This is a genomic window from Hymenobacter psoromatis (genome assembly GCF_020012125.1).
Lineage (GTDB): Bacteria > Bacteroidota > Bacteroidia > Cytophagales > Hymenobacteraceae > Hymenobacter > Hymenobacter psoromatis.
On record NZ_JAIFAG010000001.1, the window covers coordinates 1,122,866 to 1,147,756 of the forward strand.

18 protein-coding genes and 3 tRNA genes are annotated in these 24,891 nt (G+C 62.0%); 11 read left to right on the top strand and 10 right to left on the bottom strand.

The window, feature by feature from the left end; translation table 11 throughout:
- Nucleotides 1-20 precede the first annotated feature (20 nt).
- Entirely contained in the window at nt 21-1,751 is a 1,731-nt protein-coding gene (locus tag LC531_RS04820) for an ABC transporter substrate-binding protein (protein ID WP_223649184.1), read from the bottom strand.
- Nucleotides 1,752-1,878: 127 nt separating this feature from the next.
- On the opposite strand from LC531_RS04820, the gene LC531_RS04825 reads away from it, so the two are divergent.
- Nucleotides 1,879-2,553: a DUF1361 domain-containing protein gene (locus tag LC531_RS04825; RefSeq protein ID WP_223649185.1), complete on the top strand. Its 675-nt coding sequence runs from the start codon at nt 1,879-1,881 to the stop codon at nt 2,551-2,553.
- An 11-nt stretch (nt 2,554-2,564) separates the two neighbouring features.
- On the opposite strand, the gene LC531_RS04830 is transcribed toward LC531_RS04825, so the two are convergent.
- From LC531_RS04830 to LC531_RS04865, 8 genes are all read right to left on the bottom strand, one after another.
- Nucleotides 2,565-4,121, bottom strand: coding sequence for an ArnT family glycosyltransferase (locus LC531_RS04830; RefSeq protein WP_223649186.1), 1,557 nt, complete (start codon nt 4,119-4,121; stop codon nt 2,565-2,567).
- Nucleotides 4,122-4,300: 179 nt separating this feature from the next.
- Nucleotides 4,301-5,764 (bottom strand): toxin-antitoxin system YwqK family antitoxin, encoded by a 1,464-nt coding sequence (locus tag LC531_RS04835; RefSeq protein ID WP_223649187.1) that lies wholly within the window; start codon nt 5,762-5,764, stop codon nt 4,301-4,303.
- A gap of 137 nt (nt 5,765-5,901) precedes the next feature.
- Nucleotides 5,902-6,780: an FkbM family methyltransferase gene (locus LC531_RS04840; protein ID WP_223649188.1), complete on the bottom strand. Its 879-nt coding sequence runs from the start codon at nt 6,778-6,780 to the stop codon at nt 5,902-5,904.
- A 192-nt stretch (nt 6,781-6,972) separates the two neighbouring features.
- A complete protein-coding gene (locus LC531_RS04845; protein ID WP_223649189.1) occupies nt 6,973-8,400 on the bottom strand; it encodes a M16 family metallopeptidase in 1,428 nt (475 codons plus the stop codon).
- A gap of 6 nt (nt 8,401-8,406) precedes the next feature.
- Complete coding sequence (locus LC531_RS04850; RefSeq protein ID WP_223649190.1) at nt 8,407-9,834, bottom strand: M16 family metallopeptidase; 1,428 nt, start codon at nt 9,832-9,834, stop codon at nt 8,407-8,409.
- Between the two features lie 192 nt (nt 9,835-10,026).
- Complete coding sequence (locus LC531_RS04855) at nt 10,027-11,208, bottom strand: acetyl-CoA C-acyltransferase (RefSeq protein ID WP_223649191.1); 1,182 nt, start codon at nt 11,206-11,208, stop codon at nt 10,027-10,029.
- Between the two features lie 132 nt (nt 11,209-11,340).
- Nucleotides 11,341-12,375, bottom strand: coding sequence for a tetratricopeptide repeat protein (locus LC531_RS04860; protein ID WP_223649192.1), 1,035 nt, complete (start codon nt 12,373-12,375; stop codon nt 11,341-11,343).
- The gene (locus LC531_RS04865; protein WP_223649193.1) at nt 12,372-13,367 is read right to left on the bottom strand and encodes a VWA domain-containing protein; all 996 of its coding nucleotides are present in this window, start codon (nt 13,365-13,367) and stop codon (nt 12,372-12,374) included. The genes LC531_RS04860 and LC531_RS04865 overlap by 4 nt, the downstream gene beginning before the upstream one ends.
- A 224-nt stretch (nt 13,368-13,591) precedes the next feature.
- Between LC531_RS04865 and LC531_RS04870 the strand changes: the two genes are divergently transcribed.
- From LC531_RS04870 to gyrB, 4 genes are all read left to right on the top strand, one after another.
- A tRNA-Ser gene (locus tag LC531_RS04870) sits at nt 13,592-13,679 on the top strand.
- 86 nt (nt 13,680-13,765) lie between these two features.
- Nucleotides 13,766-13,839: transfer RNA gene (locus LC531_RS04875), tRNA-Pro, on the top strand.
- A gap of 21 nt (nt 13,840-13,860) precedes the next feature.
- Nucleotides 13,861-13,934, top strand: a tRNA-Arg gene (locus LC531_RS04880).
- A gap of 204 nt (nt 13,935-14,138) precedes the next feature.
- Complete coding sequence (gene gyrB, locus LC531_RS04885; protein WP_223649194.1) at nt 14,139-16,163, top strand: DNA topoisomerase (ATP-hydrolyzing) subunit B; 2,025 nt, start codon at nt 14,139-14,141, stop codon at nt 16,161-16,163.
- A gap of 182 nt (nt 16,164-16,345) precedes the next feature.
- Here the strand turns inward: gyrB and LC531_RS04890 are convergent, their stop codons facing one another.
- Entirely contained in the window at nt 16,346-16,798 is a 453-nt protein-coding gene (locus LC531_RS04890; protein ID WP_223649195.1) for a nucleoside deaminase, read from the bottom strand.
- 409 nt (nt 16,799-17,207) lie between these two features.
- Here LC531_RS04890 and LC531_RS04895 point away from each other — a divergent pair, with 409 nt between their 5' ends.
- The 6 genes from LC531_RS04895 to LC531_RS04920 all read left to right on the top strand — a co-directional run bounded on the left by LC531_RS04895 (nt 17,208) and on the right by LC531_RS04920 (nt 24,752).
- Nucleotides 17,208-18,044, top strand: coding sequence for a sugar phosphate isomerase/epimerase family protein (locus tag LC531_RS04895; protein ID WP_223649196.1), 837 nt, complete (start codon nt 17,208-17,210; stop codon nt 18,042-18,044).
- A 98-nt stretch (nt 18,045-18,142) separates the two neighbouring features.
- Nucleotides 18,143-18,715, top strand: coding sequence for a gluconate 2-dehydrogenase subunit 3 family protein (locus LC531_RS04900; protein WP_223649197.1), 573 nt, complete (start codon nt 18,143-18,145; stop codon nt 18,713-18,715).
- Nucleotides 18,702-20,426 carry a GMC oxidoreductase gene (locus LC531_RS04905; protein ID WP_223649198.1) on the top strand — a complete coding sequence of 575 codons (1,725 nt, stop codon included), beginning with the start codon at nt 18,702-18,704 and terminating at the stop codon, nt 20,424-20,426. Before LC531_RS04900 ends, LC531_RS04905 begins: the two co-directional genes overlap by 14 nt.
- A gap of 15 nt (nt 20,427-20,441) precedes the next feature.
- Entirely contained in the window at nt 20,442-21,335 is an 894-nt protein-coding gene (locus LC531_RS04910) for a sugar phosphate isomerase/epimerase family protein (protein ID WP_223649199.1), read from the top strand.
- A gap of 181 nt (nt 21,336-21,516) precedes the next feature.
- Nucleotides 21,517-23,739 carry a penicillin acylase family protein gene (locus tag LC531_RS04915; RefSeq protein WP_223649200.1) on the top strand — a complete coding sequence of 741 codons (2,223 nt, stop codon included), beginning with the start codon at nt 21,517-21,519 and terminating at the stop codon, nt 23,737-23,739.
- 704 nt (nt 23,740-24,443) lie between these two features.
- Entirely contained in the window at nt 24,444-24,752 is a 309-nt protein-coding gene (locus LC531_RS04920; protein ID WP_223649201.1) for a hypothetical protein, read from the top strand.
- Nucleotides 24,753-24,891: the final 139 nt, after the last annotated feature.

The window sequence follows — 24,891 nt, forward strand, 5'->3', positions numbered from 1 at the left end:
TGAACGACACTAATTCCTGCTTATTTATTCAATATCCGCGGTTCGAGGTTGCTAAGTTTGAGCAGCGGTACGGTTTGGTTGTCGTGCGCGCCGTTGGGATAGGTGAGGGGCTCGAAGATGGCGCCCGGCTGGGGGGGTAGGGTGGCCAGCGCGCCCTGGAATGCGGGCCCATATTGCGCCAGAGCATTGCCAAAAAAGAGCAGTAGCTCGAAGCCCTGGCTGGCAAATACTGAGGGCGGCAGCTTTTGCTGCGCCAGGTAGAGCTGCCGGAAGCGCCGGTAGCCGGCAGCCGCACGGTCGTAGTATTTGGGGTAGTAATAGTACACGCCCGCGCCACCCAGCTGCCCCAGGCCCAGCTCTGGGTTATCGAGCCAGGTGCCGGGCACCAGCAGCGCGGGCCGGGTGGCGGCGGGCACGGCGGCCAGCGCGGCGAAGGCGGCAGGTCCGGTTTTACGGTTGTCGGAGGCCACCACGAGGTGGCTCGCGCCGGTCAGCTCGGCAGGCAGTAAGGCGGCCGCGAGGCCGGCGGGGTCATCGGGGTGGAAGGAATGGGTGGCCGCCACGTGACCGCCGGCGGCCTCGTAGGCTGCCTGGTAGGCAGCGGCAAAATCGTTGTCGTCCTTGGTTTCTTCGTGCAGCAGCACGGCCGGCCGGCCGGTGCCAAACGTGGTAGCCGCGAACTGCGCCGCCACCCGCCCCTGGGTAGCCGCGCTGGGCGAGTAGAGGTAGTGGTAGGGGTTATCCAGCACCAGGTCAGCATCTTGCGAAAGTGGGTTAACGCACACAATCTGGTGCTCGCGGGCGTATTGGGCCAGCAGCCGCGCCCCCGACTTATACACCGGCCCGATGAGCATATCCATGCCCGCCAGCTCGGGCAGGGCTAGCACGGTTTTGAGCGTGAGCGTATCGGCCCCCGTGTCGTAGGTAAAGAGCTGCACCGGCCGCCCGGCGCGCTGCAACGAGTCCTGAGCCAGGCGCAGGCCGGCGTAAAGGTCGGTCACAAAGCGGTTTTGGCTCTTGGTCTGCCAGGTATTATCGGTTAGCTCGAAGGGCAGCAGCACCCCGATGTTATAAGTAGCCTTGCGAGGAAGAGCCTTGGGCGCGGCCGGGGCCGTAGCCAGGGCCGACGCGTAGGGCTTGCGGTCGAGCTTAAACTGGGTAATGAGCGCGTCGAGCTGCTGGCGGTCGGCGGGAGTAAGTGGGCCGCTGGCCGCCAGAAAATCGGCGTAGCAGCGGCCCAGCAGCGCGCTTTGGGGGTAGCGCTTGCGCAGGCGCTGCCAGGTAGTACGGTCCTTCAGCTTGGCTAAGTAGCTGGCCTGCATCGCTTCGCGCAGCGGGCCATATTGGGCGGCGGGCAGCAGGCCCAGCGTGCGCAGGGCGGTGTCGTAGTCGCCCTGTTCAAACGATACCTGTCCTTGCAGGTACAGCACCTCGTTCAGGCCGGGGTAGGTTAAATACTGGTTGCGCACGAGGTTGAGCATCTGCTCGGCCTCGGCCCACTGGCCGGCGCGGGTGGCGGCCACGGCATAGAGGTAGGCCGCGTCGGGAGCCTGCGCGAAGTGGTTGATAGGCTGAGCCAACGGCTCCAGCTCCTTCATGGCGGCCGCGAAGTGGCCTTGGTCAAGTTGAGCTTGGCCGGTGCGGTAGCGTGCCAGCTGGCCTTGGGCGGCGGCAGCCAGGCTCAGCAGCAGCAGCGGCAGTAGCAACAGCCACCGCCCCGGCCGCCCAGCGGCGCGGTACGAGTGAGTCATGCGAAAGAAAGGGGGGTAGGACCGGGTGGCCGCCGCAAAGGTACGCTGCCTCCGCCCCGCCCAAAATGCCCGCATGCAACCGCCGCGCCGCGCCTGCCTACCTTAGCCCGTTCACTCAGCCTGCCCCATGCCGCTTTCGCCCGGTGCCCTGCGCTACCGCCTGCCCCTGCTGCTCGTGCTGGGCTTGTCGCTGGCCCTCAGCTTCGCCCTCATTGCAGTGCGCATCCTGCTCACTGGGCAGCTGCAATTCACGTTTTTGCTCTGGAATCTATTTTTGGCGGCCATCCCATTTGGCCTGAGCGCGGCCCTGACGCTGGCCGCCCGCCCGCCCGCCGGGCGGTTGCTGCTGCCCGTCGGGGCGGTGTGGCTGCTGTTTTTCCCCAACGCGCCTTACCTCATCACCGACCTCTTCCACCTGGTACCACGCCGCGGCGTGCCCTACTGGTACGATTTGGCCCTCATCATGTCCTGCGCCTGGAACGGGCTGATGCTGGCCTTCGCCTCCCTGCTCGATATGCACACGCTGGTGCGCCAGCGCCTGGGCTTCTGGGCGGGCTGGGGCTTCGTGAATTTGGCGCTGGGCCTCAGCGCGTTCGGCGTGTACCTGGGCCGCTACCTGCGCTACAATTCCTGGGATATTCTCAGCAACCCCTTCACCCTCTTCTACGACATCGTGCAGCGCCTGCTGCATCCCTTCCACAACTGGCAAACCTGGGGCGTCACGGTCGTTTTCTGGGCCTTCCTGCTCATCGCCTACGCCACCGTGCGCCTGCTGGGGAGAGGGCAGGAAATTAGGGAGTAGGGAGCAATTTGTCATTGCTCCCTACTCATTCCCTCCCACGCTGCTAGCTCGGCCAGGCGCTCGCGGTTGGCGCGGGCCAGCAGGGCGGGGGTAGGGCCGGTGCCCAGGTAGATGGTGGTGCCCTGCTCGCGGGCGTAGGCATTGGTAATTTCGCCCACTTTCTGAAAGCTTTGAAAATAAGGTATTAACTCATCGGGGTGGCCTTCACCAATGAGCAGCACGTGGCGATAGGGCCGGGCCGGCGGGGCCGGAAACCAGAATAAGTAGCTGCCGTTGAAGCTCGTGGCGGGGGGTAGGGGCCGGTCGCGATTATAGTAGTTGATGGCCCCGGCCTGGCCGTAGTTATCGCATTTGATAAGGGTACGGGCGCGCGTGGAGTCGGGCAGCGCCTGGTAGGCCCGCCAGATTTTGTCGGCCAGCTCGCGCCAGCCCAGCATATCGGCATAGTCCTGGGGTAGCGGGTGCGCCTGGCCGTCTTCCCAACGGTAGAAGCCGGTTTGCTGGTAAAAAGCCAGCTGCCCCAGGCGTTGCATCATGGCCGGCGGCAGCACCGGAAACAGCAGCGGCCCTAGCGGCAGCACCACCACCAGTGGCCCCACCAAAAAAGCCGCTCGCACCAGCCGTAGCGGGGTGGCTGCCCGCGCCAGCCGGGCCTGCCACCACACCGCGCCCACCGCAAACAGCGCCGGGTAGTAGCCCAGCGCGTAATAGCTTTTGCCGTGTAATAAGTTGAGAATCAACAGCCCAAATACATACACCCAGCCCACAACCCGCACCGCCGGCCGGGGCTGACCCCGTAAAGCCGCCACCAGCCCCGGCCCCCACACTAGCAGCGCCGCTACGCACAGCAGTAGCTGCTGCTGCCAGAAGCCGGCGGCCGTTACGTGCACCAGCTGCGTAGCGTGCAGCAGCGCCATATGGTGCCGAAAGGGTAGCCCGTGCGCCAGCTGCCACGCCAGCGTGGGCGCAGCCACCAGTAGGGCAATGCCCACTGCCCGCCAGAAGGGCCGCCGTGCCAGGGTGCGCGGGGCCGTCAGCAGCAGGGCCGCCAGCGCGGCGGCGATGAAGAAGAAGGTCGTGAATTTATTGAGCACGCCCAGCCCCAGCACCAAGCCCAGCCAGTAGAGGTGGCGCGGCTGGCCATCAGGCTGCGCATGGCGCACTAGTAGGTAAGTACCTAATGTAAAGCTAAATACCTCGAACGAGTTGGGTTGAAATAGCAGGTTGAGCCGGCCGTAGACGGTGCAGAGGTAGCACACGCCGGCCAGCGCCTGCGCCCAGGGTCCGCCGCCCAGCCGCTGGGCCAGTCGCACCACCACGTAAATAGTGCCGCTGCCCCAAAGCAGCGGCCACATTTTCACCCAGAAAAACCCGCCGCCCAGCGCCAGCGTCAGCCAGCTTTGCAGAGCCGTGAGGGGCGGCACTTCGAGGTAGCCCCAGGCCAGGTGGCGGCCATAGTCGAGGTATAAATACTCGTCACGTTGCAGCTCGTAGGTGCCATAGCCTACCAGCGCCAGGCTGGAGAGGAGCTTAACCAAGGCAAACAGCAGGGGTAGGCGGATTTTCAAGGCGTAAGAAGTAGAAATTCAGCAAACAAGAGAACGTCATGCCGACCATAGCGCGCCCGGCGTTCGCGCGCGGCCCTTTGCAGGAAAGGAACCTGCTCGCTTATCCAAAATAAAGGTCGGATTATCAGCGGAATAACCCACTAATAATCCGACTTTAGAGATTCCCGTTTCCCTACCCCCTACTTGCGCTTAGGGCTGGCTTTGGGTACGAAAGGCTTGCCGTTGAGCTTGAGGCGGGGGCCGGCGTTCTCGGGCTTGCCGTCGCGGTAGGTTACCTGGCGCTCGGTGCCGCCGCTGGCGTTGTAATACGTCCACTCACCGCTTTGCTTGCCGTTTTTGTACTGGCCAGCCACCGCGGGGCGGCCATTTTCGTGAAACTCTCGGAAGGAGCCAGTTAGCAGCCCTTTCAGGTAATTAGCTTCCTTAAACGGCTGGCCGTTGGCGAAATATTCCTGGCCCACGCCGGTTTGCAGGCCATTTAGGTCAAACTGCTGGCGGGTCTGCACCTTACCCGAGTCGAAGTAAGTGAGGCGCTCGCCGGTGAGCTTGCCGTTGGCGGCGTAGGTTTCAGTCTGGCGGGGCGTTTTGCCGTCAGGATAAAACTCGCGCCAAGAGCCGGCGGGGCGGTTGTTTCGGAACTGCTCTTCGGCCTGGCGGGGCTGGCCGGGCGCGTCGTAGTAGCGCACCACCTTGCGGTCGCGGCCCTGGCTGGCGTAGTCGATATCCTCCTTGGGCAGGCCGCTTTCATAGTAACTCAGGCCGTGGCCGGTGGGCACACCGAGGCGGTAAGTGGTTTTGCCCTTCACCTTGCCACTTTCATAGTACGAGGTGGCCGGCCCGTCGAGGGCGGCGGTGCCGGTGCGCGGGGCCACGCGCTTGGTCAGGTCGTCGCCGAGCGGGTTTTTCACCGCCCGCTCGCGCAGGGCGGCCGGGGCGTAGGTACCCTCGGTTTGGAGCTGGCCGGCGGGGTAGTACGAGCGGTAGCTGCCCTTGCCGGTCTGCTCGTTCATCACCGTCTCGCTTTCGAGCTGGCCGGTTTCGTAATACGTCTTGTAGGAGCTGGCCAGCAGGCCGTTGCGAAGCGTGCCTTCGCTCTGCACCTGGCCGCTGGGGTAGTAAAATTTTACCGCCCCGTTGGGCTGGCCGTTCGCGTACATGACCTCGGCAGCGGGCCGGCCGCTGGCGTACAGCTCGCGCACCGCGCCGTTGGGCTGGCCCTTAGTGAGGGTAGTTTGGAGCTTGACTTCGCCGGTGGGGTAGTACGTCGTCAGCGGCCCGGCGGGCTCATCGTCCACGAAGGTACCGACCTGGGCCACCTTGCCGTCGGGGTAGTAGGTTTTGAAGGGGCCCTGGCGCGTGCCGGCCACGTAGGTGGCCTCCAGCCGCCGCGCCCGGTTGGCGTGAAACTCCACGTAGAGCGAGTCGCGCTTGCCATCGGTGTAGCGCGTTTGGGCCTCCAGGCGGCCGTTGGGGTAGAAGCGCTTATAGGGGCCGTTCAGCACGGTATCCTGGCTCACGAGGGCCTGGTAAATCTCATGCGGGTGAATTTTGGTCGAGTCAAAATAAACCGTAATCCGCTGGGAGCGTTGCGCTTGCGCGACAAAGGTGCTTAATAATAAGCCAAAAATTAACCGGTATGTCATAAAAGGCAAACGGGCTACGCTAGTAAAATGAGATGGAAGCGCCCACTTTTCGAACAATATAAGCAACCGACGTTACGCCTCTGAAGCCGCTTTAACGAAGCAATTGCGTAACAGCAGTAAGTAAACCAGCTTACTTTCTATTGGCCCGCTGCTGGCTGGCTCATAAAATAGAGGTTGGTAAGAATACTGCCCTTAAATACGTAGTTCTGAGCTACTAGCAACTGAAAAATGGGATGCTGTTGCGGCTGAGCCGGGTCAAAGTCATCGGCCTCCACCATGACCAGGCGCGGGCGGAAACGCTGAAAGTCCAGTGATTGCAGCACCGATAAGTCAAATTCTTCGGCATCAACTGCCAGCAGGTCGAACTGAGCCGGAGCCTGTTCGGCCACCAAGATGCTGGTGAGTGAGCGCGGCTGCACCTGGCGCGTACCCACAATCTGCTGGCCAGCGGCCAGGAACTGGGGCACGTACTGCGGGTCGGCCGTTGATAATACATTGTTGCTGAGCTGAATAAAATTAAGCGGCTGGGTTTCGTGGGCCACGAAGGCGCACACCGCCCGGTCGCGCGGCCGGATGCGACGATGCTTGCCAATCAGCTCCTCGTTCGGGTCAATGCAGATGCCGCGCCACCCGCGCCGGTAAAGCAGGAAGGTATTGGAGATGAAGCGCGGCTCATTACTGCCTACTTCCACGTAAAACCCATTGTAAGTGATGAGCGATTTGAGCAGCGATTCGAGTAGGCGGTCTTCGCCGGTGTAGCCGTAGCTGAGCCGCACGCTACGCCCCAGTGGCAGCCGCACCAGGGCCACCAGCCCGTATTTGAGCACGCGCAGCGCCGAGTCTACGGGAGCCGCCCACGAAAAGAATTGTCGGCCGCTCACCCGAAACTCCTTTAGCACCTGCCCCAGCAGCGTAAACAGGGCCCGTGACCGCGCGCTTTGGTACAACTGCTTATAAAAAATGCGTTGGACCAGCGCACGAGTAGTTTGAGTAAGCTTAGTGGCGAAAGCAGTCAAAAAATGCAAAGAAAATAAGCAGCTGGTAACTCGTAAAAACCGCCAGTTGCTTAGTCAAAAGAATTTCCTACTCAAAAAATTGGCGGGCTTCGCCTTACCTGTTGCGTGCAAAGGTAGATGCAGCCCGATACCACAGGGGTTCCGTGAGTCAAATCTCAGAATGATTACTATACTACTTAATATGACGAAGCGCTACAACGCTTTCTTCTGCAAGGCTTTGTACTGCTTGAGCTGCGGGGCGATAACCTTCTGGTCGCCCACCACGACCGTCGTCATAGCCTCGGGGCGGAGGTACTGGCGGGTGGTAGCACTCACCTGCGCGGGCGTCACGGCGTTGAGGCGCTGCACCTGCTCGGTGAGGTAAGTATCGGGTAGGCCCTGCAAGTGCATGGTACTCAACTGCCCCACAATGCCGTTGGGCGAGGCGTTGCGCAGCACGAACAGCCCCACCTCGTAGTTCTGAATGCCGCGCAGCTCCTCGGCCGAAGGCGGCGTTTTTTGCAGCCGCTCAATCTCCTTCATAATCTCCTTCAAGGAGTTGTAGGTGTCCTTGGTCGTCACGTCAGCCGCGTCAATCCACACCCCGGAATGGTAATTGGTATCAATATAGCTGTACGGCGAGTACGTGTAGCCCTTGTCCTCCCGAATATTGCGCGTAATGCGCGAGCCAAACGAGCCGCCGAGCAGCGAGTTCGTGACCCGCAGCCGGGTGTAGTCGGGGCTGGTGGGGTCGGCCACCGGCAGGCCCAGCAGCAGCGTGGACTGCGGTGCGCCGGGCCGGTCCTGGGTCAGCACCTCGGGCTTGCTCAGCGCTTTGGCTACCTCAATGCGCGGGGCCGGCCCGCCGGGCCAGGCATTCCAGTTGGCTTCAATGGCCTGCCGCACGCCTACTAAATCAAACTTGCCGGCCGCAAAAATCGCCGTGCGCTGCGCCCCAAACTGGCTTTGGTAAAATGCCTGCACTTGTTCTAGTGTTAAGGCATCTACCTGGGCATCAGTGGGTAGGGGCCGGCCGTAGGGGTGGCCCGCGTACACGGCCCCCAACAGCTTCTCCTGGGCCTGCGAGCCAGGCTGGGCGCGCCGCAAAGCCAGCTGGCGCTTGAAGTCGGTTTTGAGGCGCGGCAGCTCGGCAGCGGGGAGGGCGGGGTGCTGCACCATGTCGGCAAGCAGCGCCACCAGGTCGGGCGCGAATTCACTCAGGCAATCGGCGTACACCTGCGTCTGGTCGTCGCCAGCGTAGATGTTCAGCGAGCCGCCCATGCGCGCCACCTGCTCGGCCACGGTGGCGGCCGGGCGGCTGGTAGTGCCCTCCTGCATCAGGCGGCTCAGCAGGCTGGCCACGCCCTGCTGGCTGGCCGCCTCGTGCACGCCGCCCGCCTGAATGGATACCAGAATCGTCGTCTTGGGAATATCGCCAAACGGCACCAGCCGGGCCAACAGGCCATTAGGCAAGGTAAAATCGGTGCGCGGCGGCAGCGCAAAATCGCGGGCCGGGCCACCAACCGGCGGCGTCTGTTTAGGCGCGGCGGACGTTGGCACGGTCGTCTGCGCCGTGGCGGGGGGTAGGGCCAGCAGCGCCGCCGCGGCCACGCCGAACAAGGTAGAAACAATCGCTTTCATAGCAGCTTAGCTTTTGGCTAATGGGTTGATGATGAGAATGGTGCGGTTGGTCTTGCGCAAATAGTCCCGGATGGTTTGCTGCATAATAGCCGGCGTTACCTTCCGAAACTCCGCCTCCAGGGTGTTGATGCGCGCCGGGTCGTTATCAAATAGCGCGAAGGCGGCCAGTACATCGGCGCGGCCCTGGCCGCTGCTCAAGTTATCGTAGAGCGAGCTGCGCAGCTTTACCAGCGCCAGGTCGAGGTCATTCTGACTTACGCCCTGCTGGTCGAGCCGCCCGATGGTCCGGTCCACCACGCCCAGCACCGAGTCGGCGCTCACCGAGTTGTCATAGGTCAGGTTGCCCATCCACAGCATGGGACCGCTGTAATTGAAGGCGTTACCGAGGTAATTGATGCCGCCGCTCACCTCGTCGGTGTAGCCGCGCTTCTGCACCAGCGCCTGGTAGAGGCGGCTGTCCTTGCCTTGCAGCAGCAGCTGGTCGAGCAAAATCAGGGCGTAGTATTCCGGCGTGTTGCGGTCGGGCATGTGGTAGGCGAAGGCCAGCGCCGGCTTATTGGCCAGCTTGTCGTCCTTCGTAAAGCGCATCTCCTCAGTCTGGCGCGGCTCGGTCAGGTCGGGCTTGGCCGGGCGCGGCGCGCTCGGCAGGTTGGCGAAGTACTTCTCTACCATCGCCTTAGCGTCGGCCGGCTCAAAGTCGCCCACCACGGCCAGCGCCGCGTTGGAAGGCGTGTAGTAGGTCTTGAAAAACTTCTCCGCATCGGGCAACGTCGCCGCGTCAAGGTCTTTTAAATCGCCGTAAAAATTGTGCGCGTTGTTCCAGTTCTTGTTGGCTTTCTGCGGCATATCGAGCCACGGAAAGCCACCGTAAGGCTGGTTGAGCACGTTCACGCGCACCTCGCTTTTCACTACCCCCTGCTGGTTGGCCAGGCTGGCGGGCGTGAGGGCCGTGCCGCGCATCCGGTCGGCCTCAGCCCAGAGCATGGTTTCGAGCTTGTTGGCTGGCACCGTCTCAAAATAGTTGGTAAAATCAAAGCGCGTCGAGCCGTTCAGCACCCCGCCATTGCTCTGCACGAGGTTGATAAACTCCAGCTTCCCCAAATTTTGCGAGCCCTGAAACATCAGGTGCTCAAATAGATGCGCGTAGCCCGTGCGGTCGCGCGGCTCGTTGCGGAAACCCACGTTGTAGTACACGGCCACCGTGGCCGTAGGCGCGGTGTGGTCGGGTGAGAGCACCACCCGCAGTCCGTTGGGCAGGGTGTAATACTCCACCGGAATCGAGAAGCCCGGCGCGGGGGGCACGGGGGTAGGGGCGGCCGTTGCGGTAGCTGGCGGCGGGGCCGTGGTAGTGGCAGCCGTGGTGCCCCGCCCGCACCCACCCAGTAATAGCCCAGCCACCAGCAACGGAAGCAAGTGAGAAGCAGCGTGTTTCATAAGCAGGCGTGAAAGGTTGATGAGGCCGCCAACTTACTACTTTTTCGGGGAATAATGAACGAGGGTGCGAGGCTTGCCTGCGTCCGGCGTTGAACGAATCCGACATGGATTGTTCAACGCCGGACGCAGGCAAGCCTCGCACCCTCGTTCTAAGCGCATTGTTCAGCGCCGGGCGGGGAAAAGCCCCGCACCCTACAATTTCTCCAGCACAATGGAGCTAGCCCCGCCGCCGCCGTTGCAGATGCCCGTGACGCCGATTTTTCCACCTTCCTGCGCCAGTACGCTCAGCAGCGTGGTTACGATGCGCGCGCCCGATGCGCCCAGTGGGTGGCCCAGGCTCACGGCCCCGCCGTACACGTTCACCTTGCTGCCTTCCAGGTTCAGGAGCTTGTTATTAACCAGCGAAACCACCGAAAAAGCTTCGTTAATCTCGTAGAAATCAACGTCTTTCGCGTCAATGCCCGCGTTTTTAAGCGCCTTCGGGATGGCCAGTGCAGGCGTGGTCGTGAACCACTCCGGGGCTTGCTCGGCATCAGCGAAGCCCAGGATGCGGGCCATCGGCTTGAGGCCCAGCTCGTCGGCTTTTTCGCGGCTCATCAGCAGCACGGCGGCGGCCCCGTCGTTGAGGGTGGAAGCGTTGGCGGCCGTCACGGTGCCCGTTTTGGTGAAAGCCGGCTTGAGGCCCGCCATCTTATCGAACTGCACTTTAGTGTATTCCTCATCGTCGCTCACCACGGTGTCCTTGCCGCGTACCGTCACGGTCACAGGCACAATTTCCTCCTTCTTTTTGCCGGCCTGCGCGGCGGCGGCGCTACGCTCGTAGCTCTGGCGGGCAAAAGCGTCCTGCTCCTCGCGGGTAATGCCGTAGTGCGCGGCCGTAGCGTCGGCCGCATTTCCCATCGCGTAGTCATGGTACGGGTCCCAGAGGCCGTCGCGCACTAAGCCGTCAATCATCTGGCCATTACCATACTTAGCTCCGAAGCGGGCTTTGTCCAGATAGTAGGGCACGTTGCTCATGCTTTCCATGCCACCGGCCAGGATAATCTCGGCCTGTCCTAGCATAATCGCCTGAGCAGCATACATAATAGCCTTCGAGCCGGAGGCGCAGACCTTATTCACGGTCGTGCATTCTACGGTATTGGGCAGGCCGGCTTTCTTGGCCGCCTGCCGCGCTGGGGCCTGCCCCAGGTTAGCCGAAATTACGTTGCCCATGATAACCTGCTCCACCAGCTCGGGCGCAACGCCGGCCTTATCCAGCGCGCCTTTCAAGGCCACTGCGCCCAACTCCGTGGCTGATACGGAGGCCAGTGCCCCGCCAAATGAGCCAATCGGCGTGCGCACGGCGGCTACGATAACTACTTCTTTTACTTGCATGATGGGTGGGAAGAGTAGAGCCAGCTCGAATAGGCCGGCTGTGGGGTTAATTAAAATTGAGGCGGTAGCAATCGCTGGCCGCCACCCCAAAAGTACAACCTGCCTTGCCCATCGGATGGTAACTCCGGTTGCCTACCAAGTAGGCTGACCGGGGGCCGGGGCGTTGCCTTGCCGGGGGCGCGGCCGCTGCTGTAAGTACTGCTGTTCGCTCTCGCGCAGGGTATTGAGGAGTTGTTGGGCCTGGGCTGGCGTGAGGTCCATCGCCTTCAGGCGCTCGCGCTGGGTTTGCAGCTGCAGGTCGGTATCGGTGGCCGCATCGGTACCGGGGCGGTGGCTGCGGCCGGGCGCATTACCCGCGCCGGTTACGTCGAGCCCGCGCTGCGAGCCGCCCGCCACGCCGGTGGGCACGGGCCGGGTCGGTCCTGACCCACCGGGGCCACTGCCGGGCGCGTTGGTGCCGGGCGCGGGGGTAGGGCGCTGGCGGTCGGGCTGGCCGGCGCGGCCGGGCTGCGGCGCGCCAGCCCGACCGCCGGGCGGCGGGGGGGCAGGGTCAGCTATCTCGCCCGGCCGGCCGGCCCCCGTGGTGGGCGACGCGCTAGGGCTGCGCTCCCCGCCGCTGGCCTTAGCCGTCGAGTCACGCTTCGCCGATGAATCTTTGGGCTTTGATTTAGGGTCCGAGTTGCTAGGAGGGGGTAGAGCGGGGGGCCGCTGGCCCGCCAGATACTGGCTCAGCAACTCGTAGTTATAGCGGGCCGCTGCGTTGGCAGGGTCCAGCCGCAGGGCCTGGCGCAATAAGCTGATTGCCTGCGAATACTGCCGCTGCGCCGCCAGCAAGCCAGCCAACTGCTGCCGCGCCGCTGTCCCCACGGTGGCCGGCATGGACGGGGCGAGCAAGCGGCCGTACGTAACGCGGGCGGCGGCCAGCTGTCCGGCCTGCGCCTGCGCCTGCGCTAGGTTGAGCAGTAGGGCGGGGGTAGGGCCGCCCCGCCCCGCCAGCCGCCCGGCTCGGCCAAACAGCAGCGCCGCCTCGGTAGCTTGGCCGTGCCGGGCGGCGGCGGCGGCTTGCACCTGCGCCGCGTTGTGCTCGCGCACCCGCACGAGCCAGTCCCAGCCCGGCAGGCTGGCCCCGAGCAGTATCAGCAACGCAGCTACTAAGCTCACTTTCATTGCTCGGGGCGCAGTACGCGTACGGTTATCAGGCTATCAAGAAGTAGCAGCACTAGGGCCGCGCCCAGGGGGTAGCGGTAGCGGTTATCGGCCACGGCCACGGTGCGATTCGCCAGCTGGCTGGCATCGGGCGGGGGGAGGGTACGCAGGCGGGCCACGAGGGCGGGCAGGCCGTTTTCCTGGTTGTTGAGGGCTACGTATTGGCCGTTGGTTTGGGCGGCTACTTGCAGCAGTGGGGCTTCGCGCAGGCGGCTCACTACGGGGTTGCCGCGGGCATCGAGCAGGGGCTTTTTGCCGCCCGGCGCGGGCACCGGTCCGCCCGTGGCCGTGCCTACCCCCACCGTAAACACCCGCGCCCCAGTGCGGGCCAGCGCCTGCAACACCGGCTCTAGGTTTTCGCCGAAGTCCTCGCCGTCGCTCACCACTACAGCGGCCGTGGCGCGAGCCGGCGCGCCGGGCGCGGGAGTGCTGGTTTCGAGCTGGCTCAGCAGCAGTTCCAGCGGGGCGCGCAGGGTGGTGGGGCCGGGGGGAGTAAGCTTGGTACTCAGCGTATGCAGGAACAAATCCAGGGCCGACTGGTCGTAAGTAAGCGGGCACTGCACGTAAGCTTCGGCCCCGAACACGAGGAGGCCCAGGCGGTCAGCCGGGAAAGCGGCAGCCAGCTCGCGCAGGGCGGCCTGGGCGCGCAGCAGGCGGGTAGGGGCCACGTCGGCCGCGTCCATCGAGCGCGATACGTCTACCAGCAGCCACACGTCTTGCCCGGCGGTGCGCACGGCCTGCTGCCGCACGCCCAGCGCTGGCCCCAGCCAAGCCAGCACCAGCAGCAGGCCCGCCGCCAGCCGCACGGGCAGCTTCCAGGCCAGGCGGCGCGCCCCTACGCCCAGCCGCCGCCCCAGCCGCGCCGTGCGCTGCGTGTAGAGGGTCAGCAGTAGCCCCAGCATCGCCAGCCCCAGGGCCGCCGGCCAAAAATCAGGATACGCCCAGGTGAGCATGAAGCAAGTAGTAAACAGTCAGCCGCTAGCCGCCGCCAATAAGGAGGGTAGGCTCCCGCAAAACTAGCCCGGCGGCTCCGTTGTGGCCCCCGCCGCCACTGCCCGCGCCGGGCCCGTGCGCCGGGCCCGCGCAAAATGTTTCTGAAAAAATGCCCGCTAATCGGCCAGCTTGGCGTATATTTGCCCCCGCTAAGGCTAACCGGGCCTTGGCAAGCCACTTGTACGGAGAAGTGGGTGAGTGGCTGAAACCAGTAGTTTGCTAAACTGCCGTAGCTCTAAAGGTTACCGGGGGTTCGAATCCCCCCTTCTCCGCATGGTTGAGTTGAGAGTTAAAAGTGATGAGCTAAGAGTTTTTTAGCAACAGCAACTCATCACTTTTAACTCTTAACTATTTTTTTCGGGGTGTAGCGTAGCCCGGTATCGCGTCTGCTTTGGGAGCAGAAGGTCGTAGGTTCGAATCCTGCCACCCCGACATTATTTTTTTACCAAATTTGACCCCATAGCTCAGCTGGATAGAGCAGCTACCTTCTAAGTAGCCGGTCATTGGTTCGAATCCAATTGGGGCCACGCTTTTCAAGCTGTCCCAACTAGGATGTCGAGAACTTAAAAAAAGCCTCTGCCGGCCCCGGCAGAGGCTTTTTTTGGTCCTGAAAATACCTGCCAAATACCCAGCAAAAGCTGCACAAAAGCTAGGCTAAATGGAATAAAAAGAGTACTTTTGAGTGTTCTCTTCCTGGCCGTATTTCCGGTCGGTTTAACCCCCTCTCTCGCATGAGTGAAGTAGTAGAAAAGAAAGCCCCCGCCACCGAGTATTCGGCCGATAGCATTCAGGTACTGGAAGGGCTGGAAGCGGTGCGCAAGCGCCCCAGCATGTACATCGGCGACACGGGTGTCAAGGGCCTGCACCATTTGGTGTGGGAGGTCGTGGACAATTCCATTGACGAAGCCCTGGCCGGGCACTGCGACCTGATTCAGGTCACGATTAACGAAAATAACTCGGTTACCGTCCGCGACAACGGCCGCGGCATTCCCGTGGACTGGCACGCCAAGGAGGGCCGCTCGGCCCTGGAAGTGGTGATGACCGTGCTGCACGCCGGCGGCAAATTCGACAAAGACAGCTACAAGGTATCGGGCGGCCTGCACGGGGTAGGGGTGAGCTGCGTGAATGCGCTCAGCATCGACCTTAAGGTGAATGTGCGCCGCAAAGGCCACCTCTACGAGCAGGAATACAGCATCGGCGCGCCGCTCTACCCGGTGAAGGAAATCGGCGATACCGACGAGCACGGTACGCAGGTGCAGTTCTTGCCCGACCCCACCATTTTCACGGAGACGGTGTACCGCTACGCTACTATCGCGGGGCGTTTGCGCGACTTGTCGTTCCTCAACAAAGGCATCCGCATTACCCTTACCGACCGGCGCGACGTGCTGACCGGCGACGCGGCCGTGGGCCACGCCAACGCCGAGGGCTTCCGCTACGAGGAATTTTACTCGACCGGCGGCCTGCGCGACTTCGTGCAGTACCTCGATGGCACTGAGCGACCCTCGCTGCTCGCCGAGCCCATTTATGTGGAGAGTGAGAAGGGCGGCGTGCCCGTGGAAGTGGCGTTGCAGTATAACACCTCTTACCAGGAGAACGTCTATTCTTACGTTAATAATATTAATACTATTGAGGGCGGCACGCACGTGGCGGGCTTCCGCTCGGCGGTGACGCGGGTGCTGAAGAACTACGGCGACAAGCGGCAGCTCTTTGATAAGGCCAAGGTGGATATTACCGGCGACGACTTTCGCGAAGGCCTCACGGCCGTTATCTCGGTGAAGGTGATGGAGCCGCAGTTTGAGGGCCAGACCAAGACCAAGCTCGGTAACTCGGAGGTAAGCGGCGCGGTGAATGCCGCGGTGGGCGAAATTCTGGGCCAATACCTGGAAGAAAACCCCGGCCAGGCCAACAGAATTATGGACAAGGTGATACTGGCCGCCAAGGCCCGCATCGCCGCCCGCAAGGCTAAGGATATGGTGCAGCGCAAGAATGTGCTGGGCTCCAACTCCTTGCCCGGTAAGCTGGCCGACTGCTCCGACTCGGACCCGAAAGTGTGCGAGCTGTACTTGGTCGAAGGCGACTCGGCCGGCGGCACCGCCAAAGCGGGCCGCAATCGGGCGTTCCAGGCCATTCTGCCGTTGCGTGGCAAAATCCTGAACGTGGAGAAGGCGCAGGAGCACAAAATCCTGGAAAACGAGGAAATCAAGAACATGATTACCGCACTCGGCGTGACGTTCAACGAGCGTAAGTCGCTGGCGTTCGGCACTGATGATGAGGGCAACGAAACCGGCCCACTGAACTTCGACAAGCTGCGCTATCACAAGGTCATTATTATGACTGATGCGGATATCGACGGCTCGCACATTCGGACGCTGATTCTCACTTTCTTCTTCCGCTACATGCGGCAGCTCGTGGACCAAGGCTACATCTACATTGCCCTACCCCCCCTTTACCTGGTGAAGCGCGGCAAGGAGGAGCGCTACTGCTGGAGCGAGGAGGAGCGCATGGCGGCCCAGGAGGAAATCGGTCGCGGCAAGCCCGATACCGTGCATGTGCAGCGCTACAAGGGTCTCGGCGAAATGAACGCCGAGCAGCTCTGGACCACCACTATGCAGCCCGCTACCCGCTCGCTGAAGCGAGTCACCGTGGACTCGGCCGCCGAGGCCGACCACTTGTTCTCGATGCTGATGGGCGACGAGGTGGCCCCGCGCCGGGATTTTATCGAGCAGAACGCGAAGTACGCCAAGCTGGACGTCTAGACCGCAGATTCAAACGGATTTCGCCGCTACGCGGCTGACTGTTGCTGACAATAAAAAAGGCTGCTAGCAGGCAGCCTTTTTTATTGTCAGCAACTAAGAAAAATATTAAAGCCAAGCCTTAGCGTAGTCAGCCGCGTTAGCGGCGCATCCGCGAAATCAGTTAAATCCGTTTGAATCTGCGGTCAATAGGCTGTTTTGCTCTCGTGCGTTTGCCATGCCCTAAAAGCCACTAGCGCCTCGTCGCGCAATAGCTGCTGCATCGGGATGCGGCGCTGGGGTAGGGGCTTCTCTATTTCGTCGTAAATAAACTGGTCGTCGAAGCCTACGGCGGCCGCGTCGGCCTTAGTATTGGCGTAGAAGACGCGCGCCGGCCTGGCCCAGTAGATGGCCCCGAGGCACATCGGGCAAGGTTCGCAGCTGGTGTAGAGGTCGCAGCCGTCGAGCTGGTGGGTGCCCAGCGCCTGGCACGCCTTGCGAATGGCGTCTACCTCGGCGTGGCAGGTAGGGTCGTTGGTGCTGGTAACCTGGTTGAAGCCGCGGGCGATAATCTGCCCGTCCTTCGCCACAACGGCCCCGAACGGGCCGCCGCCGCCAGCCTGCATTTTTTCTAATGATAGCCGGATAGCCTCGCGCATAAAGTTAGGGTCGGGTGAGGCAGGTGCGCTGTTATAATTTTCCACGAATTGAGAATCAGTTTTTTAAGTAAAACACGCGGAATTATTTTGGATTTGCCGGAATCTTTTACCCAGTTGTTTGTTCTACCTGCGTGAAAGAATAGTTTTTTAAGGTGTTTTGGTTGGAAAGCCCTTCGCTCATGGCGTAGGGCTTTTTTTCTGACCCTACGCCGCTGATGGAAGTAGGGAAGTACCCTGGAGGGGCCGAGCAGCAAAAGTAGTAGTTTGCGCGCTGCGGATTAGCAGCCGAGCACGTTGGCCTGGCGGAGGGGGGTAGGGCTGGCTTAAAAAACGGGTGGCGGCTCCCACTTATCTTGCCCCGCGCCGCTAGCGCTACGCGTTTCTTTCCCACCCAATCCAGCTTAGATAAATGCTGACTCGCAGAAAATTTTTGGCTGCTACTGGCCTGCTCGCCGCGGGCTGGGCGGCCGGGCAACGAGTAGCGCAGGCCGCCCGCGTGCGCGACATTGGCCTGCAGCTCTACACGGTGCGGACCGAGATGCTGCAAGATGCTAAAGGCACGCTGGCCCGCGTGGCCCAGTTGGGCTATAAGGAGATAGAGTCGGCCAGCAGCGCCAAGGGCCACTACTACGGTCTGAGCGCCAAAGAGATAAAGCAGGTGACCCGCGACTTGGGCCTGACGCTACGCAGCGGCCACGTGCAGATAGACGAGCACTGGGCGCGCACCATAGACGAGGCCGCCGAAGCTGGGCAGCAGTACCTCATCTGCTCAACCATGCCCAGCACCGGCCAAACGGCCAGCAACTACGAGCGGGTCGCCGACGTGTTCAATAAGTCGGCTGAAGCCTGCCGCAAAGCGGGCCTGCTTTTCGGCTATCACAACCACGAGTATGAGTTCGAGCAGGAGAATGGACAGATTTTTTATGATATTTTATTAGCAAAAACTGACCCTACGCTCGTGCATATGGAGCTGGATTTGGGCTGGGTGGTAGCGGCCGGTCAAGACCCTTTGCGCTATTTCGAGCGCTACCCCGGTCGGTTTCCGCTCTGGCACCTCAAGGACGTGAAGCCTGATAAAGCCGTGAGCACCGAGCTGGGCACCGGCCGCGTGCCGGTGGTGCCGCTGCTGCAACACGCTCAGCAGGCGGGCCTAAAGTACTTTTTTGTAGAGCAGGAAGACTACCAAACCTCGGCCCTGGATAGTGCCCGGCGCGACATCGAGTACCTGCGCCAGCTTACCTACTAGGCCGCCGGGGCGCGGGCCGGCTACCGCAGCGCGGCCGGGCTCGCCCGCGCTAAAAAAGCTGTAATTTGCACTATCCTGTCCTTTTCCATTCTTGTTGTATGAATCGGCGATTAGTTATTAAGAACCTGACTTGGCTGGCCGGCACGGCCGCGCTGCTGCCTGGCTGCCTCTCGCAAACCGAGCGCGAGCAGCCTGCCTCCATGCCGCTCAAGCACGTGGCCTTGAACGCCCGCGACGAAAACCTGCTCACGGAGGTGTGCGAAACCCTGCTACCCCGCACCAACACGCCGGGGGCCAAGGACCTGCATATACCCCGCTACGTGCTCAAGATGCTCGACGACTGCACGCCGCCTAAGGACCAGCAGACGTTTGTGGGCGGGCTAAAGCAATTTGACGACGTGGCCCGCAAGCAGTTGGGGCAGGCGTTTGGGGCCAGTAGCGCAGCGCAGCGGACGGGGCTTTTGCAACGCCTTGACCAGCAGCCCAAAGGCTTTCCCGATGAAGTGGTGGCGTTCTACCGCGCCGCCCGGCAGCTGACTATTGACGGCTACAAAGGCAGCCAGTTTTTTATGACTAAAGAAGTAGTGTACGAGCTGGTACCCAGCCGCTATAACGGGTATTTTCCCGTGAGCCAGCTAAATTTAGCCGTTCCCCGTCATGGCCAATCTTAATATCGACAGCGTAAAAGCCCGCACCTTCGATGCCATTGTGATTGGCTCGGGTATGAGCGGCGGCTGGGCGGCCAAAGACCTGACTGAGAAGGGTTTGAAAACCCTGATGGTGGAGCGCGGCCGCAACGTGGAGCATATAAAAGACTACCCCACCACCAACATGATGCCGTGGGAATTTCCGCACGGCGGCAAGGTGCCCTACGACGTGCAGCAGGCCAATCCCATCGCCAGCCGCTGCTACGTGTTCAAGGAAGACGCCATGCACTTCGTGGTGAAGGATGTCGAGCACCCCTACGTGCAGGAAAAGCCGTTTGACTGGATTCGGGGCTACCAGGTGGGCGGCAAGTCGCTGCTGTGGGCGCGCCAGACCCAGCGCTGGAGCAAGTACGACTTTGAGGGGCCGGCCCGTGATGGCTTTGCCGTGCCCTGGCCCATTGGCTACGACGACCTCGCGCCCTGGTACAGCACCGTGGAAAAATTTGCGGGTATCAGCGGCAACCACGACGGGCTGCCGGCCCTACCCGACGGCGAGTTTTTGCCCGGCTACCCCCTCAACGCGGTCGAGGACCACTTTCGGAAGCACCTAAAGCAGAGCCACCCCGACCGCCACGTGATTAGCGCCCGCTGCGCGCACTTGTCCGAGCCGAAGCCCGTGCACATAGCGCAGGGTAGGGTGCAGTGCCAGAACCGCGTGCTGTGCCAGCGCGGCTGCCCGTTTGGCGGGTATTTTAGCGCCAACTCATCGACCATTCCGTGGGCGCTGAAGACGGGCCTCCTCACGGTGGCCCCCAACCAGGTAGTGCAGGCCATTCTCTACGACGAGCAGAAGGGCCGCGCCACGGGCATTCGGGTGATGGATGCGCACACCAAAACGACTACCGAATACTACGCCCCAATACTATTCGTGAACGCCGGAGCGCTGAACACCAATCTGATACTGCTGAACTCGACGTCGAGCCGCTTCCCCAAGGGCCTAGGCAACGACAGCGGCGTGCTGGGCAAATACGTGGCGTTTCACAATTACAGCGCGCGGGTTTCTGCGGAGTACGAAGGGTTGAAGGAATTCACCACCGACGGGCGCAACCCGGCGGGCGGCGGCTACGTGCCCCGCTTCCGCAACGTGTTCAAGCAGGAGATGGACTTTCTGCGCGGCTACGCCACCAGCTTCGGCGCATCGCGCGGGCGGGTGCAGCCCGACAGCGGCTTCGGCCCCGACCTAAAGCAGCAGTTGGAGAAACCTGCGCTCACGCCTTGGGGCGTGCACGCGGGCATGATGGGCGAAACCATCCCGAAGGAAACCAACTACGTGCGCCTCGACCCTACCCGCAAAGACGAGTGGGGCGTGCCGCTGCTCTCGATTTCGGTAGCCTACGACGACAACGACGAGAAGATGAAGCAGGACTTCTTCACGCAGTTCAGCGAGATGTTCACGCAGGCCGGCTTCACTAATATCAAAACCAACGATTCGCACCAGGCGCCCGGCCTCGACATTCACGAGATGGGTGGCGTGCGCATGGGCCAGGACCCCAAAACGTCGATGCTGAATAAGTGGAATCAGCTGCACGCCTGCCCCAACGTGTACGTGACCGACGGCGCGGCTATGACCTCGACTTCGACCCAGAACCCCTCGCTCACCTACATGGCCCTCACGGCCCGCGCTGTGGACCACGCTGTGAGCGAACTGAAAAAGCAAAACCTGAAAACCACCTAGCCCTACCCCCCATCCATGACGCAACGGCGAGATTTTCTCAAACAAGTGAGCGTAGCGGCGGCGGCCGTGGCCTGCGCCCGTCCCGAGCTGCTGCTGGCCGCGCCGGCCCCACTGAAAATTGGCTTGCAGCTCTATTCGCTGCGCGAAACCATCGGTCAGGATGTGAAAAAAACACTGGCCAAGGTGGCCCAGGCCGGCTACCAGGAGGTCGAAACCTACGGGTACAGCCCCGAGAAGCACTTTTGGGGTCTCACGCCGCCCGAGTTTAAGGCGGCGCTCGCGGCCCAGGGTCTGAGCACGTCCAGCGGGCATTACGACCTGGGCGGCTTTATGAGTGGGGGCAATGAGCAGCAGTTGCAAGCGGCCATCGCGGCGGCCAAGGGCTGCGGCCAGACCTACGTCATCGTGCCCTACCTCGATGAGAAGCTGCGCACGTCGGTGGCCGATTTTAAGGCCGTGGCCGCCCGGCTCAACCAGGCCGGCACGCAATGCAAAGCGGCGGGGCTACAACTAGGCTACCACAACCACGACTTCGAGTTCAAGCCCATCGGCGGCACCATGCTCTACGACGTACTGCTAAAGGAAACCGACCCTAAGCTGGTTGATTTTGAGATGGATATGTACTGGGTGGTGCGTGCCGGCCAGGACCCTATCAAACTCATTCAGGCCCACCCCCGGCGCTTTCCACTGTGGCACGTCAAGGATATGGACAAGGCCAAGCCGGAGTTAAATACCGAGGTTGGGGCCGGCTCGATTGACTTCCGCAAAATCTTCGCCCAGGCGGGTACGGCCGGGCTCCAACACATTTTTATGGAGCAGGAAAACTTTGGGATGGATGCCTACCAGAGTATCGCCCAGAGCGCCGCGTACATGAAAAATACGCTGCTGCCGGCGCTGAAGCGGGGGTAGGGACATTTTACACCGTAGAGACGCGACCCTTCGCGTCTCTTCCCACACGAACGATTGTTCAACGGGGAAGAGATGCGAAGGGTCGCGTCTCTATGGGGCTACGCGCAGACTCAAAACTTGCTATAACTTGCACCAAGGGCTATCGCTAAGCTAAAAACAGAGCATACCGGCCCGCTACCTGATGCGAAAACTCTGTACGTTGCTTTTGCTGCTGGCTGCCGCCGTTGCGGCTCACGCCCAAGCATTCACCCCCGCTGAAATAGCCCGCTGGCGGCACCAGGCCCAGCGCGTGACCATTGTGCGCGACACCTGGGGCGTGCCCCACATCACGGGTAAAACCGATGCCGACGCGGTGTTTGGGCTGCTCTACGCGCAGTGCGAGGACGACTTTGCGCGGGTCGAGGACAACTACCTCACCGCGCTGGGCCGGCAGGCCGAGGTGCGGGGCGAGGCCGCGCTCTACGAAGACCTGCGCCAGCGCCTGTTTCTGGATTCGACGCGCGCCGTGCAGATTTATGCCCGTAGTCCGCGCTGGATGAAGGACTTGCTGCACGCCTTCGCCGACGGCACCAACTACTACCTCGCTACCCACCCCGCGGTGCGGCCCCGGCTGCTGCACCGCTTCCAGCCCTGGATGCCGCTGCTCTTCAGCGAGGGCAGCATTGGGGGCAACGTGAGCGTGGTGCCGGTGGAGCGGCTCAAGGCGTTTTATAGTCAGCAAAAAGGTACTTCGTACCAGCCGCCCCGGCCAGCCGAACTCCGGTTGGCTTTCGAAAAGGGTGAAGACGAGCCGACCGGCTCCAACGGCTTCGCCATTGGGCCCAGCAAGAGTGCCAGCGGCCACCCGCTGCTGCTGATTAACCCGCACACCTCGTTCTACTTTCGCTCGGAGGTGCAGCTGACCAGCGCCGCCGGCCTCAACGCCTACGGGGCCGTGACGTGGGGGCAGTTCTTCATTTACCAGGGCTTTAACGCAACCTGCGGCTGGATGCACACCTCCAGCCAGGCCGACTCGATGGACGAATACCTCGAAACGGTGAGCCAGCAGGACGGCAAGTTTTTTTACCAATACGAGGGCCAACAAGTGCCCCTACCCACCGATACGCTGTCCTTGGTGTACCTTAAAGACGGGCAGCGGCAGCGGCGGCGCTTCACCACTTACCGCACGCCGCACGGCCCGGTGGTGGGCAAGGTGGGGGAAAAGTGGCTGACGGTGAAGATGATGGACATGCCCCTCGAAGCCCTGGAGCAGAGCTATCTGCGCACCAAGGCCCACGACTACGCCAGCTTCCAGCAGGTGATGCGCCTAAATGGCAACGCCTCCAACAACACCGTTTTTGCCGATGCCAGTGGCACCATTGCCTACTGGCACGGCAATTTTATGCCCCGCCGCCCCGCCGGCTACGACTACGCGCAGCCCGTGGATGGCAGCACCGAGGCCACCGAGTGGCAGGGCCTGCACAAAGTGGAAGAATTGGTGCAGGTGAAAAACCCCGCCAGTGGCTTTATCCAGAACTGCAACTCGACGCCCTTCACCGTGTCGGGGGGGGGTAGCAGCCCCGATAAAAAGCAATACCCCGCTTACATGGCGCCCGATGCCGAGAACTACCGGGGCATCAACGCGGTGCGGGTGCTGAGCCGGAAAAAAGCCTTTACCCTCGATACGCTCATCGCAGCGGCCGACGACCCGCACCTGGCGGGCTTCGAACAGCTGCTGCCCTCGCTGCTGCGCGACTGCCAGCTGCTGCTCGACGAGCCCGGCGGCTCCCTACCCCCCGGCGTGGAGGCCGCCCTGCCCATCCTGCGCGCCTGGAACCTGAACTACAGCCAAGCCTCGGTGGCCCAAACGCTGGCCATCTACTGGGCCGAGCGCATCCAGCGCCTGGCGCGGCCCCGCGTGCCGGCCGGCCAGCCCATGGATTACATCAGCTTTACCACCTTCGTTATCGAGCACACCACGCCCGACGAAAAGGCCACCGCCCTGAGCGAAACCATTGCCGAGCTGAAGCGCGACTTTGGGAAGTGGCAGGTGCCGTGGGGCGAGGTGAACCGCTACCAGCGCCTGACCGGTAAGATTGACGAAACGTTTGACGACCAGCAGCCCAGCCGGCCGGTGGCGTTCACGTCGTCGGCCTGGGGCTCGCTGGCCGCGTTTGGCGCGCACACCTGGCCGGGCACCAAAAAGCGCTACGGCTACGTGGGCAACAGCTTCGTGGCGGTGGTTGAGTTTGGGCCCCGCGTGGTGGCCCGCTCCGTGGTGACCGGCGGCCAGGCCAGCCGCCCCGACTCGCCCCACTTCACCGACCAGGCCCCGCTGTACTGCGCCGGCCAGTTCAAGGACGTGTGGTTTTACCCCGAAGATGTAGCCAAGCACGTGGAGCGGCAGTACCGGCCGGGCGAGTAGGGGTAGCTTGAAAATATTTTTCAGTCCAGCTAATTCCGTAACGCTACATAAGCCGACGTATTGATACGAGTAAACGCACTTTAATGAATCAACCAATACTCCCGGCCTATGCGCAACAATATCTGCCTGCCGAACTGAGCTTAATGCAAACCGGTGGCTACGCGGCCGCTTGCCCCGAACTATCTGCCGCTGAGAAGGCAGTGATTTAGTATTAAACCTATATCGGTTCGAGCGCCATAAACCGCGTATTGCATACCAGCAACGGGGAAAATAGCACGCCTGTCGGCCAAGCACTGGCTAGCGCTCTAAGCAAGTTGCCGCCGCTGCGCAACGAATTAGTATTTAGTGCCGCGTGGCTGACGCAGCCCGATTGGCGGCACCTACTCGCGGCAGCAACTGGCCCCAACTTACTGGACACGTTGCCCTTGCGGTGGCCAGCGTTTTTATCGGCCAGCCAAGTGCTACGGGTAGCTGAACAGCACCTAAACTACTCGCCGAAAAGTTGCCTGCTGGCCATCAGGTCTAAAACCGGCCGCCTCGTAGAGGCGGTGTCGCATTACGGCCCGAACGGCCCCGACCCCGCCCAGAATGAACGCGAAGCAGTATTTTTACCCAACACGCAATTTCAAGCGGTCAGCATAGTTGGGGCAACCCGATGGACAGAAATTGGGTTAGTTGAATTATAACGCTTTATCCTTCTACTTATGTCTGCTGCCATGCCCGCCGTTCCATCGCTCGAAGCTGCTGTGCTATTCGACGTACTTACGAAGGTGGAAGGCCCAGCCTTGGATAAGCTACTCGCGCTACTAAGCGATGCCCTACGCCAGCTTCCGGCTAATGCGCCCAAAACCCATCATGCCGTACTCATGCGGATGATAATAGACCTGACCCGCCGCCGCGAAGATGCCGAGCTGGCCGCCGACCCCGCCCGCCGCGCTGGCATCGAGCAGGTAGCCGCCCACTTCGCCCGCAAGGCGCAGTCGGGCTTTTCGCCGCTGCCGCTGCCCGAGTAGCGGGCGGCAGTATGAGTTGCTGAAAACCGTTCTACCTAATCACAACAGACACTACGCTAGCATATTCAGGTAGTGCAACAGTGCCAGATGGGGCTGCATTAGTCGCTCATCCTCGGTGCAACCGCCGGTGCCGGCGGTT